The 18,254-nt window shown below is 66.2% G+C and carries 19 protein-coding genes; 8 read left to right on the forward strand and 11 right to left on the reverse strand.

Annotated features, from left to right (window positions below):
• Positions 1 to 63 precede the first annotated feature (63 nt).
• Positions 64 to 576, reverse strand: coding sequence for a cytochrome c (locus tag HHAL_RS12850; RefSeq protein WP_011813205.1), 513 nt, complete (start codon positions 574 to 576; stop codon positions 64 to 66).
• A 101-nt stretch (positions 577 to 677) separates the two neighbouring features.
• A complete protein-coding gene (locus tag HHAL_RS01990) occupies positions 678 to 2,561 on the reverse strand; it encodes a TonB-dependent receptor domain-containing protein (RefSeq protein WP_049751377.1) in 1,884 nt (627 codons plus the stop codon).
• Positions 2,562 to 2,973: 412 nt separating this feature from the next.
• Between HHAL_RS01990 and HHAL_RS01995 the strand changes: the two genes are divergently transcribed.
• Complete coding sequence (locus HHAL_RS01995) at positions 2,974 to 3,219, forward strand: hypothetical protein (RefSeq protein WP_011813207.1); 246 nt, start codon at positions 2,974 to 2,976, stop codon at positions 3,217 to 3,219.
• Positions 3,220 to 3,222: 3 nt separating this feature from the next.
• Positions 3,223 to 3,696: a hypothetical protein gene (locus tag HHAL_RS02000; RefSeq protein WP_011813208.1), complete on the forward strand. Its 474-nt coding sequence runs from the start codon at positions 3,223 to 3,225 to the stop codon at positions 3,694 to 3,696.
• Positions 3,697 to 3,801: 105 nt separating this feature from the next.
• Here the strand turns inward: HHAL_RS02000 and HHAL_RS02005 are convergent, their stop codons facing one another.
• The 4 genes from HHAL_RS02005 to HHAL_RS13635 all read right to left on the reverse strand — a co-directional run bounded on the left by HHAL_RS02005 (position 3,802) and on the right by HHAL_RS13635 (position 6,858).
• Positions 3,802 to 4,719: a homocysteine S-methyltransferase family protein gene (locus tag HHAL_RS02005; RefSeq protein ID WP_011813209.1), complete on the reverse strand. Its 918-nt coding sequence runs from the start codon at positions 4,717 to 4,719 to the stop codon at positions 3,802 to 3,804.
• An 81-nt stretch (positions 4,720 to 4,800) separates the two neighbouring features.
• Positions 4,801 to 6,072, reverse strand: a complete 1,272-nt coding sequence (locus tag HHAL_RS02010) for an MFS transporter (RefSeq protein WP_144446068.1) — start codon at positions 6,070 to 6,072, stop codon at positions 4,801 to 4,803.
• On the reverse strand, positions 6,069 to 6,629 hold the full coding sequence (locus HHAL_RS02015) for a TetR/AcrR family transcriptional regulator (protein ID WP_011813211.1): 561 nt from the start codon (positions 6,627 to 6,629) through the stop codon (positions 6,069 to 6,071). Before HHAL_RS02015 ends, HHAL_RS02010 begins: the two co-directional genes overlap by 4 nt.
• A gap of 97 nt (positions 6,630 to 6,726) precedes the next feature.
• The gene (locus tag HHAL_RS13635; RefSeq protein WP_276569384.1) at positions 6,727 to 6,858 is read right to left on the reverse strand and encodes a hypothetical protein; all 132 of its coding nucleotides are present in this window, start codon (positions 6,856 to 6,858) and stop codon (positions 6,727 to 6,729) included.
• Positions 6,859 to 7,101: 243 nt separating this feature from the next.
• Between HHAL_RS13635 and HHAL_RS02020 the strand changes: the two genes are divergently transcribed.
• Positions 7,102 to 7,659, forward strand: a complete 558-nt coding sequence (locus HHAL_RS02020) for an outer membrane beta-barrel protein (protein WP_011813212.1) — start codon at positions 7,102 to 7,104, stop codon at positions 7,657 to 7,659.
• A 63-nt stretch (positions 7,660 to 7,722) separates the two neighbouring features.
• Positions 7,723 to 7,929, forward strand: coding sequence for a DUF3185 family protein (locus HHAL_RS02025; RefSeq protein ID WP_041595007.1), 207 nt, complete (start codon positions 7,723 to 7,725; stop codon positions 7,927 to 7,929).
• A 16-nt stretch (positions 7,930 to 7,945) separates the two neighbouring features.
• Here HHAL_RS02025 and HHAL_RS02030 read toward each other — a convergent pair whose 3' ends face one another.
• Positions 7,946 to 8,680, reverse strand: a complete 735-nt coding sequence (locus HHAL_RS02030) for a Crp/Fnr family transcriptional regulator (protein ID WP_011813214.1) — start codon at positions 8,678 to 8,680, stop codon at positions 7,946 to 7,948.
• A 186-nt stretch (positions 8,681 to 8,866) separates the two neighbouring features.
• Here HHAL_RS02030 and HHAL_RS13185 point away from each other — a divergent pair, with 186 nt between their 5' ends.
• Entirely contained in the window at positions 8,867 to 9,016 is a 150-nt protein-coding gene (locus HHAL_RS13185; protein ID WP_144446069.1) for a lmo0937 family membrane protein, read from the forward strand.
• Between the two features lie 160 nt (positions 9,017 to 9,176).
• On the opposite strand, the gene HHAL_RS02035 is transcribed toward HHAL_RS13185, so the two are convergent.
• Positions 9,177 to 9,680, reverse strand: a complete 504-nt coding sequence (locus tag HHAL_RS02035) for a hypothetical protein (protein ID WP_011813215.1) — start codon at positions 9,678 to 9,680, stop codon at positions 9,177 to 9,179.
• Positions 9,681 to 9,884: 204 nt separating this feature from the next.
• Positions 9,885 to 10,934: a fatty acid desaturase gene (locus HHAL_RS02040; RefSeq protein ID WP_011813216.1), complete on the reverse strand. Its 1,050-nt coding sequence runs from the start codon at positions 10,932 to 10,934 to the stop codon at positions 9,885 to 9,887.
• Between the two features lie 322 nt (positions 10,935 to 11,256).
• On the opposite strand from HHAL_RS02040, the gene HHAL_RS13640 reads away from it, so the two are divergent.
• The 3 genes from HHAL_RS13640 to HHAL_RS02050 are packed head-to-tail and all read left to right on the forward strand — an operon-like array spanning position 11,257 to position 13,858.
• Positions 11,257 to 12,474 carry a TonB-dependent receptor plug domain-containing protein gene (locus HHAL_RS13640; RefSeq protein ID WP_187147874.1) on the forward strand — a complete coding sequence of 406 codons (1,218 nt, stop codon included), beginning with the start codon at positions 11,257 to 11,259 and terminating at the stop codon, positions 12,472 to 12,474.
• A 15-nt stretch (positions 12,475 to 12,489) separates the two neighbouring features.
• The gene (locus HHAL_RS12450) at positions 12,490 to 13,305 is read left to right on the forward strand and encodes a TonB-dependent receptor domain-containing protein (protein WP_081432138.1); all 816 of its coding nucleotides are present in this window, start codon (positions 12,490 to 12,492) and stop codon (positions 13,303 to 13,305) included.
• Between the two features lie 16 nt (positions 13,306 to 13,321).
• The gene (locus HHAL_RS02050) at positions 13,322 to 13,858 is read left to right on the forward strand and encodes a cytochrome c (protein ID WP_011813217.1); all 537 of its coding nucleotides are present in this window, start codon (positions 13,322 to 13,324) and stop codon (positions 13,856 to 13,858) included.
• A 24-nt stretch (positions 13,859 to 13,882) separates the two neighbouring features.
• Here the strand turns inward: HHAL_RS02050 and pyc are convergent, their stop codons facing one another.
• Entirely contained in the window at positions 13,883 to 17,326 is a 3,444-nt protein-coding gene (pyc, locus tag HHAL_RS02055; RefSeq protein WP_011813218.1) for a pyruvate carboxylase, read from the reverse strand.
• A 66-nt stretch (positions 17,327 to 17,392) separates the two neighbouring features.
• A complete protein-coding gene (locus HHAL_RS02060) occupies positions 17,393 to 18,172 on the reverse strand; it encodes an alpha/beta hydrolase family protein (protein ID WP_011813219.1) in 780 nt (259 codons plus the stop codon).
• Positions 18,173 to 18,254 lie beyond the last annotated feature (82 nt).

Below are 18,254 nucleotides of genomic sequence, written 5' to 3' on the forward strand. Positions count from 1 at the left end.
CGTCGCGGGTTGGGGGCCCCGATAGGCGCCCCCGGCCGCGCTCCCTAAACCCCACGGGGTAGCTCAGCGCTTCTCGAAACGGTAGGCGCTGTGGCAGGAGACACACACATCTTGTATACCGACCAGCTGCCGCTTGGTATGCGCCGGATCACCAAGTTCACGGGCATCCTGAGCCAAATTTCGGAATTGACCGTGTGTCTCTTGCATCATGCCTTGAAAAGCTCTTGGGGTCGCCTCACGACGCGCTTCCCGCCTGGACTCCTCTTCCTCGGTCGGTTCGCCCTGTTGCTCCTGTGCCCCCTCCTCTGTGGGCGAACCACCCGGAACGGCCTCGAGGGCATGCGCTTCAACGGCCTCCATATCCCCGTCTAACGCGTCTTCCAGAATATCTCTGAGTGCCTGCTGAAAACCGCGCATGCGCTCGTGGTAGCGGAAGTATTCTTCGGCCTCCCGCTCCACCGCGATGCGATCTTCTGCTGCGGCCTCATCGGCACCACTCACCCATACCAGAGCCAGTACCAGTCCTCCCGCGACGGGAGCAGCGAACGATTTCTTGAATGATGTTTGGCACCTCACGATTTGGTCTCCTCCAGGACAGCGCGTTGGGCGGCGGACGATGGCTGCCCAACGCTGCAGTCTTTTTGCGCGCGGGGTCGGGTGTCCTGCTTCATCAAGAGTCAAAAACGCAGCGCCGCTTCCAGGCGGATATCCCGCCCCGGCTCATCGCGAACAATCAGCTCACCATCCTGCTCCGACACCAGCGATGTGTGCTCGGCATACTGTTCGTCAAAGAGGTTGTTCACGACCACCCCCAGCGTGACCTGCTCATCCGCCCACGGCTGCCACTGGACCTGGATGTCGTGAAGGTGATAACCGTCGCGCTCCGGCTCATCGTCAGGTACATCGGTGTCATCCCCCACCCAGGTGAGCGTATACCCCAGGGTCAGGGTTTCATGAGCCGCCCAACGGTGATCCCAGACCAGACGATCACCACCACTTCCGGCCAGACGACGGCTAACCCCAGCCGGGTCGCCATCGTCGTCCTCCGTCTCGGCGCTCAGGAACGACAGCCGCGTGTCATAGGCATTCACCCCCCATGCGGCCCGCAGCTCATAGCCGCTGATCCGGACATCGCGCTGCCCGAGACGAACACCCGATTGGTGCGGGGGACCACCGCCAACGCGTTCAAGGCTGTTGTCGATGCGCGTCTCGAAAACCGTCGCCTCGAGGTTCAGGCGATCACGGGAGGCGACCAGACCCCGGCCCTGATACCGCAGGCCGCCCTCGCTGCGGCGGGACTCCTCGGTCTTTAAAGACTGATCGTCGTTGCCCTCTTCGATGTACTGCACCCAGCCGATGGGCATTGTGCCGCCAGGACCTCTGGCTGCCTCCCCGTAACCGCCGAAGACCGCCCAGCCCGCCGCAAGATCGAGTTCTGCACTCAGGTTGGGGGAAAAAGCGTCACCCTCGGGGTTCCGCTCTCCCAGGGCACTGGTGTAGTCATCGAAACGCAGGCCACTCGAAAGGCGGAGTCGTTCCCACTCCATGCGGTTCTGCAGGAAGGCACCGAAGTTGCGGTCCGTGTAGCTCAGCCGCGGGCCGTCGTCCTGCTCGAGACGACCATCCTCGGTGTAGTAGTCGAAACCCGCGGTGAGCTGGTGACGCGTCGGTCCGGCATTGAGGGAGAAGGTGTTGCGAAGATCGCCGCCGTGCTCAAGTGCGCGCGTCTCGGTGCCCTGATCCAGACGTTTGAGCCGATTATCGTTGCGATAAACCCGTGCCTGCCAGTCCACGTTGGGGTCGGTGGGGTCGTAACGGTGCTCCACCGTCCACGTGTCCCGTCGCAGCTCCTGTTTTTCCGGCTCCCCTCGGTGCTCTACCCGGGGATCGCCAAAATCACTGCCCGCCCCACCGGAGAGCGTATCGCCCTCAAAGCTGTGCCGCTGGACACCGAGGCGCAGTTCATGCCCGTGCACAGGCATTCGGCTAGCCTGCAGCAGGTAGCTACGATCGCCTCCGCCCGAGTACGGCATGTTGTCACCGCCCCCGGTCTCGTAATCGTCCCGGTTCGCCCCACTCACATGGGCGAGGGCGCCCCAATCGAAACCCAACCGCTGAAAGACAGTGGCTGATCCCTGCTCGGAAGAATCGGCTGTTGCGTAACCGGCCCTCAAGCGTGCACCCGTCTGCTCATCAGGATCGAGGAGCTGCTGCGCGTCGACCGTCCGGAAGCGTACGCTGCCACCCAGCGCGCCGGGACCTTGATCCGCCGCAGGCCGCGTATCGACTTCCACGTCATCGAGCAGCTGCGGATCGAGACCGGTTAGGCCACCACGGTGCTGGTGGAGGTCGCGACCTTGCCGAGCACCATCGACGGTCACGTTGAGGTTGTTTGACTCAACCCCGCGCAGGTAGAGGCGCTGGGCGTTGCGACTGCCGCCCCCTACGGTGGCTGACGCATCACCCCGAAAGAGCTCGCCGCTGCGCGAGGACTGGCGCCTCTGGAATTCTTCGCGGCTCGAGCCCCGCCCCAGCGAATCGACGCTGGACTCGACACGCACAACAGGCAAGTCATCCGCATCTTTGGCGGGCAACGATACGGGAAGGAGCGTCACCAAACCACCGCTGAAAAGCGTAAGGGACCTGAAAAAGGGGGCTGTACACGATCGCCTCGGATGCATCGACTTCGACCTCCTGATTGCCAACTCAAAGGCCGATCCGGGTCGTCACCAGGGACTCAACCGGTTACTCGGCCACTCATGGCTGGCTAGGCGCGGAGAGTGTCGATGCACCTGGCTGGCTCAGAACGCCCCAATGATAACGATTCGCATTACGTTTTCCAACTAAGGCGCCCCCCCCCCCCCGAGTCATGAAGGTGGGCACCCGATCGATCGACGAAAGCCGACTCCCACGCTTTGCTCACGGCCGGAGAATCGGCTAGATTGCTCGCTAGGCCGGGCGGAGGCGCAAGTTTTGGCGTTTGAACTCTTCACGGTGGTCGGTCTTGCGCTTGCGGCGCTCGTCGCGGCCATCGTCATCCAGCGGCGCGGCGGTCGCCTGACACCGGGCGGAGACGATGCTCTGACCCGCGCCTGTCACGGCGATCAGGAGCAGGCCGACCGCCTGGAGGCGGCCGAGCAGGAACGGGCGGGCCGGAGGCTATCCCGAAACGAGGCGCGCCGCCGCGCGGCAGAGCGCCTGAAACGGGATCGCGTCTAGGGCATGCTCGTCTGGCTGCTGATTGCCGGCGTCCTGGCGGCCATCGACCTCGGTGCCCGACCCTCCAGCCTGCAGCGGGGGTATCTGCTTGCCGCGGCGCTCGGCGGCCTGGCCGCAGCCGTCGCCAGTCTCGCCCTGGCCGAGGTGCATCAGTTCGTGATTGCGCTGCTCGTTGGCGCGGCGGCGGCGCGCTTTCTGCCCCCGGCCCTTCAACGCCGGCATCACCGCCTCCGGAAGGAGGCCGCAAGGGAGTACGAGCTTGTCGAGGTGGACGTCACCGAAGACGGCACGCCCTACGTGCAGCCCACCACCGAGATCGCACCCATCCCGGCCATGCTTGAGGATCGCGGTGAACTGACCGCTGGCGATCCGGTCTGGGTGCTCCGCATCGAGCAGGGCGTGGCGATCGTGCGATCGGCCAGCGGCCGGCGTGGACGTGTCCCCCCGCCGCTGAGCCGCTGCCGCTGGATGCGGTAATCGCCCCATTTCAGGGGCCACCGCAAAGCCCCGGTTCCCCCAGCACCTGCTCCGCCTGAGAGGAGCGGGTGCTGGGGGACCGGGGTCGAGCGTTCGACGGCGCGGTCAGGAAGACACGACCCGGTACCCCGCAGCAGTCAATCGCTCCGCCAGTTCCGCGATATGGGCCGGGCCCACTTCGCAGCAACCGCCCACCAGGGTCGCGCCCTGTTCCACCCAGTGAAGCGCGTGCTCGGCGTAGGCGGCCGGGTCCAGATCCGTGCGCGACTCGAGCACATCCACGGTACCACCGGGCTGAAGCGCGGCCACGGAGGTGAACGCGTTGGCATACCCGCCGAACGGCACCCCCAGTCCGGTGAGTTCACCCATCGCGGTGGTGACCGCTTCGGGGATGGCGCAGTTGACCAGCACGCGCTCGGCACCGGCGGCCACAACCGCCTGGGCCGCCTGGATTAGCGATTCGCCCGAGCGCAGGCGCGTACCGTCGCCATCGTCCACCGTGAAGGCCACCCACACCGGTAGGTTGCTCTCGACCGCTGCCTCGGTCGCCGCCCGCGCTTCGCGGGCCAGGGACATCGTCTCGCAGATGAAAAGATCGACGCCCTGGGCCTGGGCCTGGGCCTCCACCATGCGGCGATAGCCCTCGAGGCAGTCGGCGTCGTTCGGTGCCACATCCGGGCGATAGCTGGCTACCAGCGGCGGCAGGCAACCGGCGATGCGCACATCCTGCTGACCGGACGCGTCGCGCGCCTGGCGGGCCGCGTCCAGCGCAGCGGCATGGAGCGAATCGAACAGCTCGGGCGCCCCGTCGCGGGCCAGGCGCTGCGGCGTCGCACTATAGGTATTGGCCGTAATGACCCGCGCGCCGGCCTGGATGAAATCACGATGGGCGGCGGTGACCAGATCGGGCTCGTCCAGCATGACCTGGGCCGACCAAAGCGGTGTGACGGGCTGACTGCTGCGCCGCCGGAGCTCCTGGCCCATCCCGCCGTCCAGCAGTACGACATCTCTTTCCTGGGTCATGAAGCCGCTCTCCTCTCTTGGGGTTATCCGTGAGTTCAGCACCGCCGCCGTCCGGCGGGGCTGTGCAGAATCAATCCATCGTCAGATGGATTCCGTTTCGGACTGTCCATCCTGCATAGCCCGCTTCGACGTGGCAGGGGCCGCGGCCATCCGCGACTCGGCCGCGCCCTCCCCCCCTTCATCCGCTGCGTCGCTGGCAGGACGGGGGAACAGGAACGAAAAGGCCGCAATCAGAACCGCCAGCGTTGCGAACATCAGGAACGCCTCCACATAGCCCGCGTTGCCGATGGCCCACCCGACCAAGGGCGATCCGACAGCCTGCCCGACGGTGATGGCCAGGAACGGCACGACCGGCCCCATGGACGGGCGCTCGCGCAACAGCCGGATGCCGGTGACCAGATACAGCCCGGTCAGGGTCATGAAGGCCCAACCGAACACGGCGGCCGACACCAGTGCCATCCACACGTCACCCGGTGCCGCGGCGACCAGCGCCGTCGCCGCCCCCAGAGCCACCAACGCGATGGCCTGGGTGGCAGGCGCCCCCAGCCGATCGCCGAGGTCGCTCGCCCAGGCGCCGGCGAGCCCGGCAATGCCGACCACGAGCCAGAGCATTCCGGTCAACCGCTCGGACAGCCCGCCGATCTCGACCACCAAATCGGGTGCGAAGATCCAGTAGGCCGAACCGGCCACCCCCATGGCGAAGCAGAACACCGTCAGCCGCCCGACAGTCAGCCACCGCTGAGTATCCAGCGGCAAGGGAGCCGGCTTGGCCTTTCCGCCACCGACCTTCGAGGCCGAAGGGAGCAGGAGGAGGGCCGCGACAATGCCCAGGGCCGCGAGCACCGCGAAAGAGCCGTAGGCCATACGCCACGCGCCGCTGAGCAGAAGCACGGCGGGCACGCAGAGGATCAGGCCGGCACTGGTACCGGCATTCATGACGGCGTTGACGCGGCCGCGGAGGTCCGGACGAATGTTCGTCTGCACGCCGGAGGACAGGGCCGGCATCATCAGGCCGGTACAGATCCCGCAGGCAAACACCCCGGCGCCGAGGGTGATCGCGTCACCGGCCTGGCTGATCAGGGTCAGCCCGGCCAAAGCAAACAGACCGGAGAGCACCGCCGAGTAGCGTGCGCCGAGCCGGTCGACAATCAGTGGCGCCACGACGCTGGCCAGGCAGAAGCTGATAAAGGCCATGGATCCGACGACCCCGACCGCGTCGGCGGACAACCCGAGCTCCGAGCGAATCGACGGGACGAACAACCCGTACGCATAACGCGCAAGCCCGTAGGCGATGGCGATGAGCCCCGCGCCGAGGATGGCGAAACCGGTGGCATTGACAGCTCGCATGCTCATACCTCGTTCCGGCTGGCGAGTACGGCGGGGAGGATGGCCCGCAGGTGTTCGGTCACGGCGGCGGCACCGAGGACCGGCGCCAGCGCGTCGGCGCCCTCCAGCACCAGCAGCAGGCGCTCGGCAAGGGGCGGATCGCTCGCCGAGCGGTCCCGGGAGACCGCATCACCGATGACCTGGAGCAGCTCGCGCTTGAGCCGACGCCCCTGCTCGGCAATGGCCGGCTGGTGCTGCTCGAACTCGCCGATGGCTTTGATCACGATGCAGCCACGGTTCGAGGTCGTCTCCAGCCAGCGGCAGTGCGCCTCGGTCAGCGCCCCGACGGCATCACCTGCCCCCGCCTGGTCCGCGGCGTTACGCAGATCGTCGAGATAGCGCTCGTACCGACGGGCGAGAACCGCCTGGATCAGCGCCTCTTTCGAGGGGAAGTGGTTGTAGAGTGTCATCCGGGCGACGCCCGCCTCGGCGATGACCCGGTCGACACCCGTGGCGTGGAACCCCTCTCGGTAGAAGAGCTGCTCGGCGGTGTCGAGCAGGGTGTCTCGTTTCGTGCCTGCCAACCTTACACCCCCGTTTTATATAGACCGTTCCGTCTAATTGTGGGCGCATCGGTGGCTGCGTGTCAAAGACCCTGGAACCCTGGGCGGGCCGCCCCCGTCACATCGGCCGCAAGACCAGACCGATGATCAGCAGGACAACGATCAGCGCCAGCCCCGCTGCCAGCACCGGATGACGACGCAGCCCACCCGGGCTGCTCAGCGCTCTTAACCGTCTACGCAGCCGATTCATATCAGCCCCCTTCGTTGAAACCTGTTGGTCTGTGAGGATCAGAACGAGGGCCGGCACCGCGCCCCTTTAAAAAAAGCCCCCGCCTACCCTTCGGTGCACCACCGTACAGACCGGACGCACCGGAGGGCTCAGACTTCGAACTAAGCGTTACTCCATCGCTCCGGCCTCCGCGCAGCGGAATCCGGCAAAGGTAGAGGCCCTCCGGACTACCGAACCGGAGGGACACAGAAGAGGACGAACGCAATGAAAGCCCTAACAGCAACAACCTTTCTCGTGGGCATCGTGAGCGCAGCCCCGATCGTAGCCTCCGCACAAGATCACTCTTGGCCGTACGGTGGTACCGCCGGTGATCGGGAGTTCTCCATTTCCGGCACAGGCATTAGTGACAAGAATCTCGACAGTAGCAGCTTTGGTGCCTCGGCCGATATCGGCTGGTATCTGCGTGATCCCCTCATTGTTGGCGCCCGGCAGAGCGTCAACTACGCCAGCATCGAAGGAGAGAGTATTAAAGACGACTTCTGGAACGGCACCACCCGTGGTTACCTCAACTACCAATTCGCGCCATCAGAGCGCATGAGACCATTCCTTGGCGGAAGCCTCGGCGTGATCTACGGCGATGGCGTCAAGGACAGTGGTTTTGCCGGCCTCGAGCTGGGCGGCAAATACTACGTACGCGAGAAAACCTATCTGCTGGGACGCGTGGAATACCAGTGGCTGTTCAGCAGCTCCAGCGACGTCGATGACGCATTCAGAGACGACGGCGCCTGGGCCTACACCTTGGGCATGGGTTACAACTTCTAAAGGGCGCAATGCTGGCACAGGGACGTGTCAGCCCTGAACATTGACCAGCGGGGTTCAACCACCATGAGCATCATACAGATCATCGGCATTGTCCTGCTCATCACCGGAGCCGTCCTTCTTTACTTCGGCTACCAAGCCACTCAGAGTGCCGGTGAGCAGATTTTCGAGACCTTCACAGGCCGGTTCACGGACTCAACCACCTGGTATCTCATCCTCGGTGTCGCGGCGAGCATCAGTGGGTTGATCATGCTATTCATCCGGGGCGGGTGACAAGATCTTGTTCGCATCAGCTTTGCGGGAAATTCGTCAGTAATCGATCGTACTCCCGTCTTACCACGCCGTAACACTCGCAGGTGCGATCCTCAAGGCCCTCCCGATCCAGGATCTCGATATGGCCGCGGTGGTAGCTGATCAGGCCGGACTTCTGCAGCTTACCCGCGGCCTCAGTGACCCCCTCGCGGCGCACACCCAGCATGTTGGCGATCAGCCCCTGGGTCATCATCAGATGGTTATTGCCGAGCCGATCCATGCTCAGTAACAACCAGCGGCAGAGCTGCTGATCCAGCGTGTGGTGCCGATTGCAGATAACGGTCTGCGCCATCTGGGTCAATAACGCCTGGGTGTAACGCAGCAGCAGCCGCTGCATCGGACCTCCCCGGTAGAACTCCTCCTTCAGCTCATTGCCACTGAGGCGGTAAGCCTGCCCCCCTGCCTGAACCACGGCCCTCGCTGGCGTGGTTTCCCCCCCCATGAACAAAGAAACACCCACAATGCCCTCATTACCAACGACGGAGATCTCGGCCGAACCGCCGTCTTCTGTGATACCCAGCAAGGAGACAATACAATCCACCGGGAAATACACGTACTTCATCTCGAAGTACGCTTCACAGACTGTCTCATCGAGCGGCAGCGCCACCCGCTCCAGATTGGGCAAAAGGCGCTTGAACTCGTCAGGCGGAAGCGCCGCCAGTAGTTGATTCCCGGCCGGACCGTCCGGGGTTCTGTTTTGCCCACTTTTCATGGAGTTGCCACCTCGGTACGGCCCCGGGCCGGTACGTTGCTCAGTAACGGGCAGGAGCACCAAGAGCCGCGAGATGCAGGCCAGGTGCGAAACCGCACAGACTCGTTGCCGGCTTCGGGCGCAGGATGGTTCCTGCACGCGGGGCCTTCTCCCGGGCGCCGCCACTCAACCAGAGGAGAGACCGTCATGCTCGTCACCATCGCACTCATCCTGCTCGCCCTATGGGCCCTGGGGCTGATGTCTGGCGTCACCGTGGGGGGGTTCGTTCATGCGCTCCTGATATTCGCGATCATCATCGTGCTGGTGCAGCTGATCAGCGGGCGCCGCGCCCTATAGTTGACTGATAGGGCCCCGCCTTGGCCGGCGCCGGCGGCCGCGCCACCCGCCGCCGGCGCGGTGCGCCACCCGCCCCCGACACGGCTAGCCAGCGCATGCGTGCTGTGCGGGCCGTCGCATGGGAGCCGTTACCCCTATCAGGGCCACACCCGATGCCTCACTAGAACCCCGCCAGCACCGCCCAGGCCCGGCGCCAGTCGGCGTCGTTGGTCGCAGCAGCCACCGCCACCCCGGCATCGTGATCTTGCACCAGGTACTCGATCCCCTCCAGCGCCGACAGTAGCACTTCGTGCTCTGTCTCTGCTCGCACGATCTCCTCGAACCAGTGCTTGCGCGCCGACCACGCCAGCTGCGGGTCAACCAGCACGACCTTGCGTGCCGCAACCAGACCGTGGTGGTAGCGCTCGATCAGCGCCCGGGCTTCCCGCAGCAAGCGGCCGACCTGGCCGCGAGGGTCCAGGACCGTCTCACAGCAGCTCTCGTCCAACCGACACTGGACGTGCTCGGCGAAGTCGTTGAGCTGGGCCACGGCCACCCGCTCGGCAGCCAGGGCTCCTGCCGAGACGTTCAATGCGAGGATTAATTGGCGACTCTGGGACTCTGCCTCTTGGGTCAGGCAGGTGCACAGCGCCTCAAGTTCGGTCGAGCTGCGAATTGCCGACATCGTCAGACCGCTCCCTCGGTAGCACCGCTCCGGTGAACCTTGCCTCAAGCAGATTACATGCCATCCGGCTAGACGGGCCGACAGGCCAGCGTTTGCGCGAGATTCCCAGGGGTGGCTAAAGCGGCACGGTAAAATCCACCGACAATCCGCCTGGCCACCACCGTCGGCTGCCCGGCTCACCGGCGCCGCTCCGAAGACTTAGTGTCAGGTTGATTTACAGTCGGATCCTCTTTCTCCGGCCCACGCCTCTTTGAAGGACACGAGGCGTTGCTCGTCTTCATCCCATAGAGCCAGCGGGACGGACGCCACGCTCTGCCGAAGCTTGATTCGGCCCACGTCCCGGAGTTCCGGATAATCCCGCAGGACCTCGGGCAGCCGGTAGGACGGTATCCGGCAGCTCAAGTGGTGGACATGGTGGACACCGATATTGGCACTGAACCACCGCAGGACACCCGGCAATACATAGTGGGAGCTGCCGTGGACGGCTGCCTCATCGAAGCTCCAGTCGTCCTGGTGCTTCCAGTAGGTGTCTTCGAACTGGTGCTGGACGTAGAACAGCCAGACGCCCACCACCGCAGCGAGCAGTGTGATGGAGACCTGCACGAGCAGGAACGGCCCCAGGCCAACCAGCCCGATCATGCCGGCCACGAGGAGGGCGATGGCCAGATTGGTCCCCATGGTGCTGACCCACGGCATCCAACCCGACTGCATGAGCCCAAGGGGCAGGCGGTAGGCCAGCAGAAAGACGTAAATCGGGCCGACACCGAACAGGACCAAGGGGTGGCGGTAGAGGCGGTAGCGCAGTCTATGCAGCCACGGCAGGGCCTGGTACTCACGCACGGTCAGCGTCTCGATCCCACCAATCTGCGGGCGGTCCAGGTTCCCGGCGCTGGCGTGGTGGATCGCGTGACTGCGACGCCAATAGTCGAAGGGCGTCAGGGTCAGCACCCCGATGACCCGTCCGACCCAGTTGTTGACGCGCCGGGAGCGAAAAAACGATCCGTGGCCGCAGTCGTGCTGGATCATGAACAAGCGCACGAGAAAACCGGCTGCCGGCACGGTGGCGATCAGACCCACCCAGTACCCGGCGTTCAGGGCAGCCCACGCCACCCCCCACAGCAGTACGAGCGGGATGACCGTAATCAGGATTTCCACAACACTGCGCGAGACCCGGGGCCCGCTGTAGTGGCTCAACGAGCGCCGCAGCGCTTGCGGGTCGCTTATGACACTGGCTTGTGACGCTTGCACATTCATTACGCCTTCCTCCGCCTTTCAGGGCGGTTTCAGATCTCCAGCCGCATCCCAGCGATCACCTTCCAGGACTGCAGGATGATCCGAACAAGCCAGCGTCGTCTGTGCGGAAGCGGACACACCAAGGGGCCGCTGACTGCGGCCGACTGTCGCGATTGCACACCCGCCGGAGGTGATTGCGGCACATCAATAGCAATGCGAACCATTCTCATGTAGATTTTCGGCGCATCCAGCCATGACTCAGGGGTGACGCATGCCCATCGGGATTCGGAGACGCTGCATTGCGGCAGCACTGACGGCCGGAGCGACAACAGCCCCCGGCTTGGTGTCCGCCGCCACGACCGATAGCGCGGTCAGTGAGGTCGCGGCCGGGAGCGAGGCGCTCCCGTCGGTCACCGTCACGACGGGCACCCGCAGCGAGCGGGCCCGGGAACGCAGCCCCGGCAGCGTCGAGGTCATCGGCCGTGAGCAGATCGAGCGCAGCGGTGCGACCGATCTCGGCGGGGTCCTGCGCGGGGAGTCGAGCCTCTTTGTTAGCCCCGACGGCACGCAGGCCAGCATCCGCGGGGCACGGCGCGAGGACAACGTCATTCTGATCGACGGCCGCCGGGTGGCCGGCGAGCCCAGTGGCCGCTACGAGCTGAACCGCATCCCCACGGGGAACATCGAGCGCATCGAGGTCGTGAAGGGCCCGGGCAGCGTCCTCTACGGCGCCGACGCCCTCGGCGGGGTGATCAACGTCATCACCCGCGACCCCGAGCCCGGCTTCCACGGCGACATCGATCTGCAGGCCGGGGCCCGCACAGAAGACGCCGAGGCCGAGCGCTACAACGCCGCCCTCGGGCTGCACGGCGGCTCCCTGGACACCCGCTTCCGGCTAGACGCCCAGGCCATGTCCCGGGCGGCGTACAGTGAGACCGCGACGGCCGCTCCCGATGGACGAGCTGGCGTAAGCTCTGGCGACCTTAAGAACTACGACGTCCAGGAGCGCTATACCATTGACGAGGACCGCCGGGACGAGGCCGACGTCTACACCCTCGCCGGCACGCTGGAGCACTTCTTCTCCGACGACCTCCGCGTGAGCCTGCAGGCCGACTACCTGCGCGAGGACCGGGAGCGCAACTACATCAACACGGGGCCGACACAGCTCGATGATGGCGGCCGGGGCGCCGTCGAAAACATCCCCGCCCGCTGGCTGGATGACAACGAGCGGATCGGGCTCTCCGCTGCGGCCGACTGGCAGGCCACCGAGACCCTCAACCTCTTCTTCCGCAGCTACCGCAGCGTCTACGAGAAGGAACGGGTGGTGACCAGTGAGCCGTGGACGGACCTCGGCTACCCGACGGGTGAGCGCCCCGAGGAACGCGATCGGGACGTTACCCTGACCGACTGGCGGCAGGAACTGATCGCCAGCTGGACTCCGGACCCGGGGCACACCCTGCAACTCGGCGCCGAGCATCGCGATCACGAGTACGAGGACCACCAGCTCGCCGGTGGCAGCGAGACGCGCTGGGATGCCGCCGTTTTCGCCCAGCACGAGTGAGCCGCCACAGAGCGGCTGGACGTCATCTACGGCGCCCGCTACGACGACAGCAGCCTGGACAGCGCCGACAATACGGCCGTCGAGGGCGGCATCGTCTACGCCCTCGCCCCGGCGGCGCGCCTGCGCATGAATTACGCCCAGGGGTACAGCCTGCCCACGGAACGAGACCTGTATGCCGACACGGCACAGCCCTCTGGGCGGCGGCAGCTGGGCGCCTCGGTGGTCGCCGGAGAGAAGCAGGAATCCCACACCCTCGACCCGGAACGCAGCGAGAGCCTCGAGATCGGCCTCGCTGGCGACTTGGGCCGATTGGGCCCGGTACGCGAGAGCCGCTACGACGTGGCTGTCTTCCATACCGTCATCGAGGACCGCATCACGCGGGAGCGGCGGGGCGAACCGTACGTCAGCTTCTACAACCTCGACGACGACGCGCGGATCCGCGGCAGCGAGGGGAGCCTGGAACTGGCGCTGCCCGCCGGGCTGCGCGTCGATCTGGGTGTGACCTGGCTCGACGCCATCGAGCGCGGCACACGACGCGACCTCCCCTACGCCCCGGAGTGGAGCGCCCGAGCGGCGCTGGCCGGAGACCCCGGCGAACGCTACGGCTGGCGGACCCAGGTGCGGTACACCGGCTCCCATGTCGATGAGGATGACCAGGACGAGCAGGAAGGCGTCACCCAGGTCGATATCCAGGGGCACTACAACCCGCGGGCCTGGGAGCATGTTCGCCTCTACGCCGGGATCGACAACCTCTTCGACACCAGCAACGACACCTCGCTCTACGCCGACCCGGGCCGCTACGCCCGTTTCGGACTGCGGGCAAACTTCTAAGGAGGGCTAGAACGCCATGACCCACCGACTGCCCTGGCGCTCGCTCGGGATCGCGGCCATCTTCGGCCTCGGCATCACCGCCGGGGCCGCCGGCGCCGACGACCGCGAGGCCATCGAACTCACCGAAGAGGACCGGACGCACTGCCTCGAGCGCATGCGCACGTACCTAGAGGTAACCAACGAGATCCTGCGCGCCACACTCGAATCCGACATGGACGCGGTGCGCAGCCACGCCCTCGCCGCGGTGCCCCGCCGCTACCGCGAGGACGACCTGGCCGACGCCGAGGTGCCGGCGCGGGGCACGGCGGCGGACGGCCGGGGCCAAGGGGAAGGCCGCGGCGGCGGGGCCGGTGAGGGAGGCTCCGGGCGCCCGGACCGCATGGAAGCGGCCACGCCCGAGGCCTACCAGGGAATGATGCACCACCAGCACGAGGCCTTTCAGGAGATCGCCCGGGACGCCCGCGAGGTGGCGGATCCGGCCCACACCCAGCACCAGCTCACCGAGGTCCAGGACACCTGCGTGGCCTGCCACAGCGCCTACCGCTTCGAGTGACGATTCGGGGGTGGAGCCCGCAGGCTAGGCTTCGAACTCCACCAGCAGATCCTTGGCCTCGATCTGGCTGCCCGGCTGCACGTGCACGGCCTTCACCACACCGTCCCGCTCGGCGTGCAGCCCCATTTCCATCTTCATGGCCTCGATGATCAGCAGCACATCCCCGGCCTTCACGTTCTGCCCCGGGGTGGCCGCCACCGAGGCCACCACGCCGGGCGTCGGGGCACCGACGTGGGCCGGGTTGCCCTCCTCGGCCTTGGGGGTCTGCACCACCTGCGCCTTGGCCTGGTTGTCCGCCACGCGCACGGTGCGGGGCTGGCCGTTCAGCTCGAAGAACACGCGGCGATCGCCATCCTCGCCCGGCTCGCTGACGGTCATCAGACGGATCTCCAGCGTCTTGCCGGGATCGATGTCCACGCTGATCTCCTCTCCGGCCTCCATGCCGTAGAAGAAGTTGCGCGTCGGCAGGGTGCGCACCGGACCGAAGCGCTCACGACGGCGCTTATACTCGGTGAAGACCTTCGGATACATGAGGTAGCCGTTGAGGTCCTCGTCGTCGATCTCGGCGCCGTCGAGCTCGTCGCTCGCCTGCTGCCGAACCGCCTCCAGGTCCAGGGGCTCCAGGTACTTGCCGGGGCGATCCTGCAGGGGCTGTTCCCCCTTGAGCGCCTTCTTCTGGATCCCTTCCGGCCAGCCGCCCGGCGGATGCCCCAGGTTGCCGCGGAGCATGTCGATCACCGAATCCGGGAAGTTCACGTCCACTGCCGGGTCTTCGACCTGCTCGCGGGTCAGGCCCTGGCTCACCATCATCAGCGCCATGTCCCCCACCACCTTGGATGAGGGGGTGACCTTCACGATGTCACCGAAGATCTGGTTGGCATCGGCGTAGGCCTGGGCCACCTCGTGCCAGCGCTCCTCCAGTCCCAGGGAGCGGGCCTGGGCCTTGAGATTGGTGAACTGCCCGCCCGGCATCTCGTGGAGGTAGACCTCGGACGACGGCGACTGCTGGCCGGTCTCGAAGGCGGCGTAATGGGCACGCACCTGTTCCCAGTAATTGGAGATCTCGCGGACCGCGCTCATGTCCAGGCCGGTATCCCGCTCCGTGTGCCGCAGCGCCTCGACGATGGAGCCGAAGACCGGCTGGGAGGTATTCCCGGAGAAGGCGTCCATGGCCACATCGGCCACATCCACCCCGGCATCGGCCGCCGCCAGCACGGTGGCGCCGGCAATGCCGCTGGTGTCGTGGGTGTGGAAGTGGATGGGCAGCCCCACCTCCTCCTTGAGCGCCCGGAACAGCACCCGCGCCGCCGCCGGCTTGAGCAGGCCCGCCATGTCCTTGACCCCGAGGATGTGGGCGCCGGCATCGCGGAGCGCCTTGCCCATCGCCACATAGTACTTGAGGTCGTACTTGTCCCTGCCCGGATCGAGGATATCGCCGGTGTAGCACAGCGTCCCCTCGCACACCTTCCCCGACTCCAGCACCGCATCCATGGCCACGCGCATGTTCTCGACCCAGTTGAGGCTGTCGAACACGCGGAAGACGTCCACGCCGGAATCGGCGGCCTGGTGGACGAAGGCACGGACCACGTTGTCCGGGTAATTGGTGTAGCCCACGCCGTTGGAACCGCGCAGGAGCATCTGCGTCATCACGTTCGGCATGGCCTCGCGGATCTGCCGCAGCCGCTGCCAGGGACACTCCTGCAGGAAACGGTACGCGACATCGAAGGTGGCCCCGCCCCAGCACTCCACGCTGAACAGTTGCGGCAGGTTGGCCGCGTACGCAGGCGCGACCCGCGCCATGTCGAAGCTGCGCATGCGCGTCGCCAGCAGCGACTGGTGGGCGTCGCGCATGGTGGTGTCGGTCAGCAACAGCTCCTTGCGACCGGCCAGCCAGTCGGCCACCGCCTGGGGGCCCTGGGCCTCCAGCAGATTGCGGGTGCCCGGCGCCGGCTCGTCCCGGGGTTCGGGCGGCACCGGCAGCGGCAGACCCGCCGCCGGCTGGGGACGACCGAGGGTCTCCGGGTGCCCGTTGACGGTGATCTCCGCCAGGTAGGTGAGCAGCCGGGTGGCCCGGTCCCGGCGCTTGTCGAAATCGAACAGCTCCGGCGCGGTGTCGATGAAGCGCGTGGTGTAGCTGTTGTCCAGGAATGCCGGGTGCTTGAGCAGATTCTCGACGAAGGGGATGTTGGTGGACACGCCGCGGATGCGGAACTCGCGAAGGGCGCGATCCATCCGCGAGATGGCCTCCTGCGGCGTGGGGGCCCAGGCGGTGACCTTGACCAGCAGGGAGTCGTAGTAGCGGGTGATGACGCCGCCGGCGTACGCCGTGCCCCCATCCAGCCGGATCCCCATGCCGGTGGCCGAGCGATAGGCGGTGATGCGACCGTAATCGGGGATGAAGTTGTTCTGAGGATCCTCGGTGGTCACCCGGCACTGCATGGCGTGACCGTTCAGCCAGAGCGCCCCCTGATCGGCCTTGCCGGTGGCGGCGGCCAGGTGCTCGCCTTCCGCGATACGGATCTGCGCCTTGACGATGTCGATCCCCGTAACCTCTTCGGTCACGGTGTGTTCCACCTGGATGCGCGGGTTCACCTCAATGAAGTAGAACGTGTCGGTGTCCATGTCCATGAGGAACTCGACCGTTCCGGCGTTCTGGTAGCCGACGTGGCGGGCCACTTTCAGCCCCAGATCGCAGACCTCGGCGCGCTGCGCCTCGGTGAGATAGGGCGCGGGGGCCCGCTCCACCACCTTCTGGTTGCGCCGCTGCACCGTGCAGTCCCGCTCAAAGAGGTGGTAGAGACCGCCGTGGGTATCCCCCAGCACCTGCACCTCGACGTGGCGAGCCCGCTCGATCATCTTCTCGAGGTAGCCCTCGCCACTGCCGAAGGCCGCTTCCGCCTCGCGCCGTCCCTCCAGGACCCGGGCCTCCAGCTCCTCGGGCTCACGGATCGGGCGCATACCGCGCCCGCCCCCGCCCCAGGAGGCCTTGAGCATCATCGGGTAACCGATCTCGTCGGCCCAGCGCCGGGCGGCCTCGATGTCGTCGCCCAGCACCTCGGAGGCGGGAATGACCGGCACGCCCGCTTCGATAGCCACACGGCGCGCACTCGCCTTGTCGCCGAGCGCGCGCATGGTGTCCGCACGCGGCCCGATGAAGGTGATGCCGGCGGCCTCGCAGGCGTCGACCAGTTCCGGATTCTCGGAGAGCAGCCCGTAGCCCGGGTGCACGGCGTCCGCCCCGGCCATCTTCGCGACCCGGATGACCTCGTCGATGGAGAGGTACGCCTCCACCGGCCCCATGCCCTCGCCCACCTGATAAGCCTCGTCTGCCTTGAAGCGGTGCAGCCCGAGCTTGTCCTCCTGGGCGTAGATGGCGACGGTGCGCTTGCCGAGCTCATTGGCCGCACGCATCACCCGAATGGCGATCTCACCGCGATTGGCGATCAGGATCTTCTGAAACGGAACCATCCTTTCCCCACGCAAAAAAGAAAACTTTCCGGAGAATACGCGGCGTCGAGGCCTTGGGGAAGCGGGTCAGCCCCCTCCCTGCTCCGCCTCGGGCAGGTAGCGGGCCGCCCAGGCGGCGATCAGTGTCGCGGCGTAACGGGCATCCGCTGCCCGGGTCAGCAGATGATCGGCATCGTCGAGGGAGATATAGCTCTTGGGGTGCTTGGCGGTCTCAAAGATCCGCCGGGCCTCGCGCACCGGCACGACCTCATCGAGGGGGGCGTGCATAACCAGCAACGGGCGGCGCAGGTCCGCAATCCGGCTGGCCTGGTCGTGGTTGAGCGTCTCCGTGATGAATGAACGGCCGATGCGGAAGGTTTGACCGCCCAGGTTGACCTCGGCCTCGCCACTGCGCTCGATCTCCTCGCGCTTGTCACCGAGGTGCTCAAGGACATGATGAGCCTCGAACGGCGCACCAATCGAGCACACCGCACGGCACTCCGGTATGTCGCCGGCCGCGGCGATGACTGCTGCACCACCGAGGCTATGGCCGACCATGATCCTCACCGGCCGCCCCGAGTCACGCATAAACCCCGCGGCCGCGATCAGGTCGGCGACATTGGACCGGAAGCCGGTATTGCCAAAATCCCCTTCGCTGTCGCCGAGGCCAGTGAAGTCGAAGCGGAGGGTGGCGATCCCCTCCTCCGCGAGGGCCGCCGCCAGCCGCGAAGCCGCTTTAATGTCCTTGCCGCAGGTAAAGCAGTGGGCGAACAGCGCGTAGGCCAGCGGCGCTCCATCGGGCTCGTCGAGCCGGGCCGAGAGCGTGTGGCCCTCGGCACCGGGGAAATCTAAACGCTGGGTGCGCATCGGCTCCCTTCATGTCCGTGCCAAAGGAGCGTCATGATACAGCGCCACGGCCAGCAATCCAGAGGGGTCCGCCCTTTCCGCG

Source organism: Halorhodospira halophila SL1 (assembly GCF_000015585.1).
GTDB classification, from domain to species: Bacteria; Pseudomonadota; Gammaproteobacteria; order Nitrococcales; family Halorhodospiraceae; genus Halorhodospira; species Halorhodospira halophila.

Bases quoted from the DNA above. Each gene is read 5' to 3' on its own strand.
- HHAL_RS02000 (WP_011813208.1), top strand. From the start codon at position 3,223: ATGCTCGTCTGGCTGCTGATTGCCGGCGTCCTGGCGGCCATCGACCTC.
- HHAL_RS02005 (WP_011813209.1), bottom strand. From the start codon at position 4,719: ATGACCCAGGAAAGAGATGTCGTACTGCTGGACGGCGGGATGGGCCAG.
- HHAL_RS02010 (WP_144446068.1), bottom strand. From the start codon at position 6,072: ATGAGCATGCGAGCTGTCAATGCCACCGGTTTCGCCATCCTCGGCGCG.
- HHAL_RS13635 (WP_276569384.1), bottom strand. From the start codon at position 6,858: ATGAATCGGCTGCGTAGACGGTTAAGAGCGCTGAGCAGCCCGGGTGGG.
- HHAL_RS02020 (WP_011813212.1), top strand. From the start codon at position 7,102: ATGAAAGCCCTAACAGCAACAACCTTTCTCGTGGGCATCGTGAGCGCA.
- HHAL_RS02025 (WP_041595007.1), top strand. From the start codon at position 7,723: ATGAGCATCATACAGATCATCGGCATTGTCCTGCTCATCACCGGAGCC.
- HHAL_RS02030 (WP_011813214.1), bottom strand. From the start codon at position 8,680: ATGAAAAGTGGGCAAAACAGAACCCCGGACGGTCCGGCCGGGAATCAA.
- HHAL_RS13185 (WP_144446069.1), top strand. From the start codon at position 8,867: ATGCTCGTCACCATCGCACTCATCCTGCTCGCCCTATGGGCCCTGGGG.
- HHAL_RS02035 (WP_011813215.1), bottom strand. From the start codon at position 9,680: ATGTCGGCAATTCGCAGCTCGACCGAACTTGAGGCGCTGTGCACCTGC.
- HHAL_RS02040 (WP_011813216.1), bottom strand. From the start codon at position 10,934: ATGAATGTGCAAGCGTCACAAGCCAGTGTCATAAGCGACCCGCAAGCG.
- HHAL_RS02050 (WP_011813217.1), top strand. From the start codon at position 13,322: ATGACCCACCGACTGCCCTGGCGCTCGCTCGGGATCGCGGCCATCTTC.
- pyc (WP_011813218.1), bottom strand. From the start codon at position 17,326: ATGGTTCCGTTTCAGAAGATCCTGATCGCCAATCGCGGTGAGATCGCC.
- HHAL_RS02060 (WP_011813219.1), bottom strand. From the start codon at position 18,172: ATGCGCACCCAGCGTTTAGATTTCCCCGGTGCCGAGGGCCACACGCTC.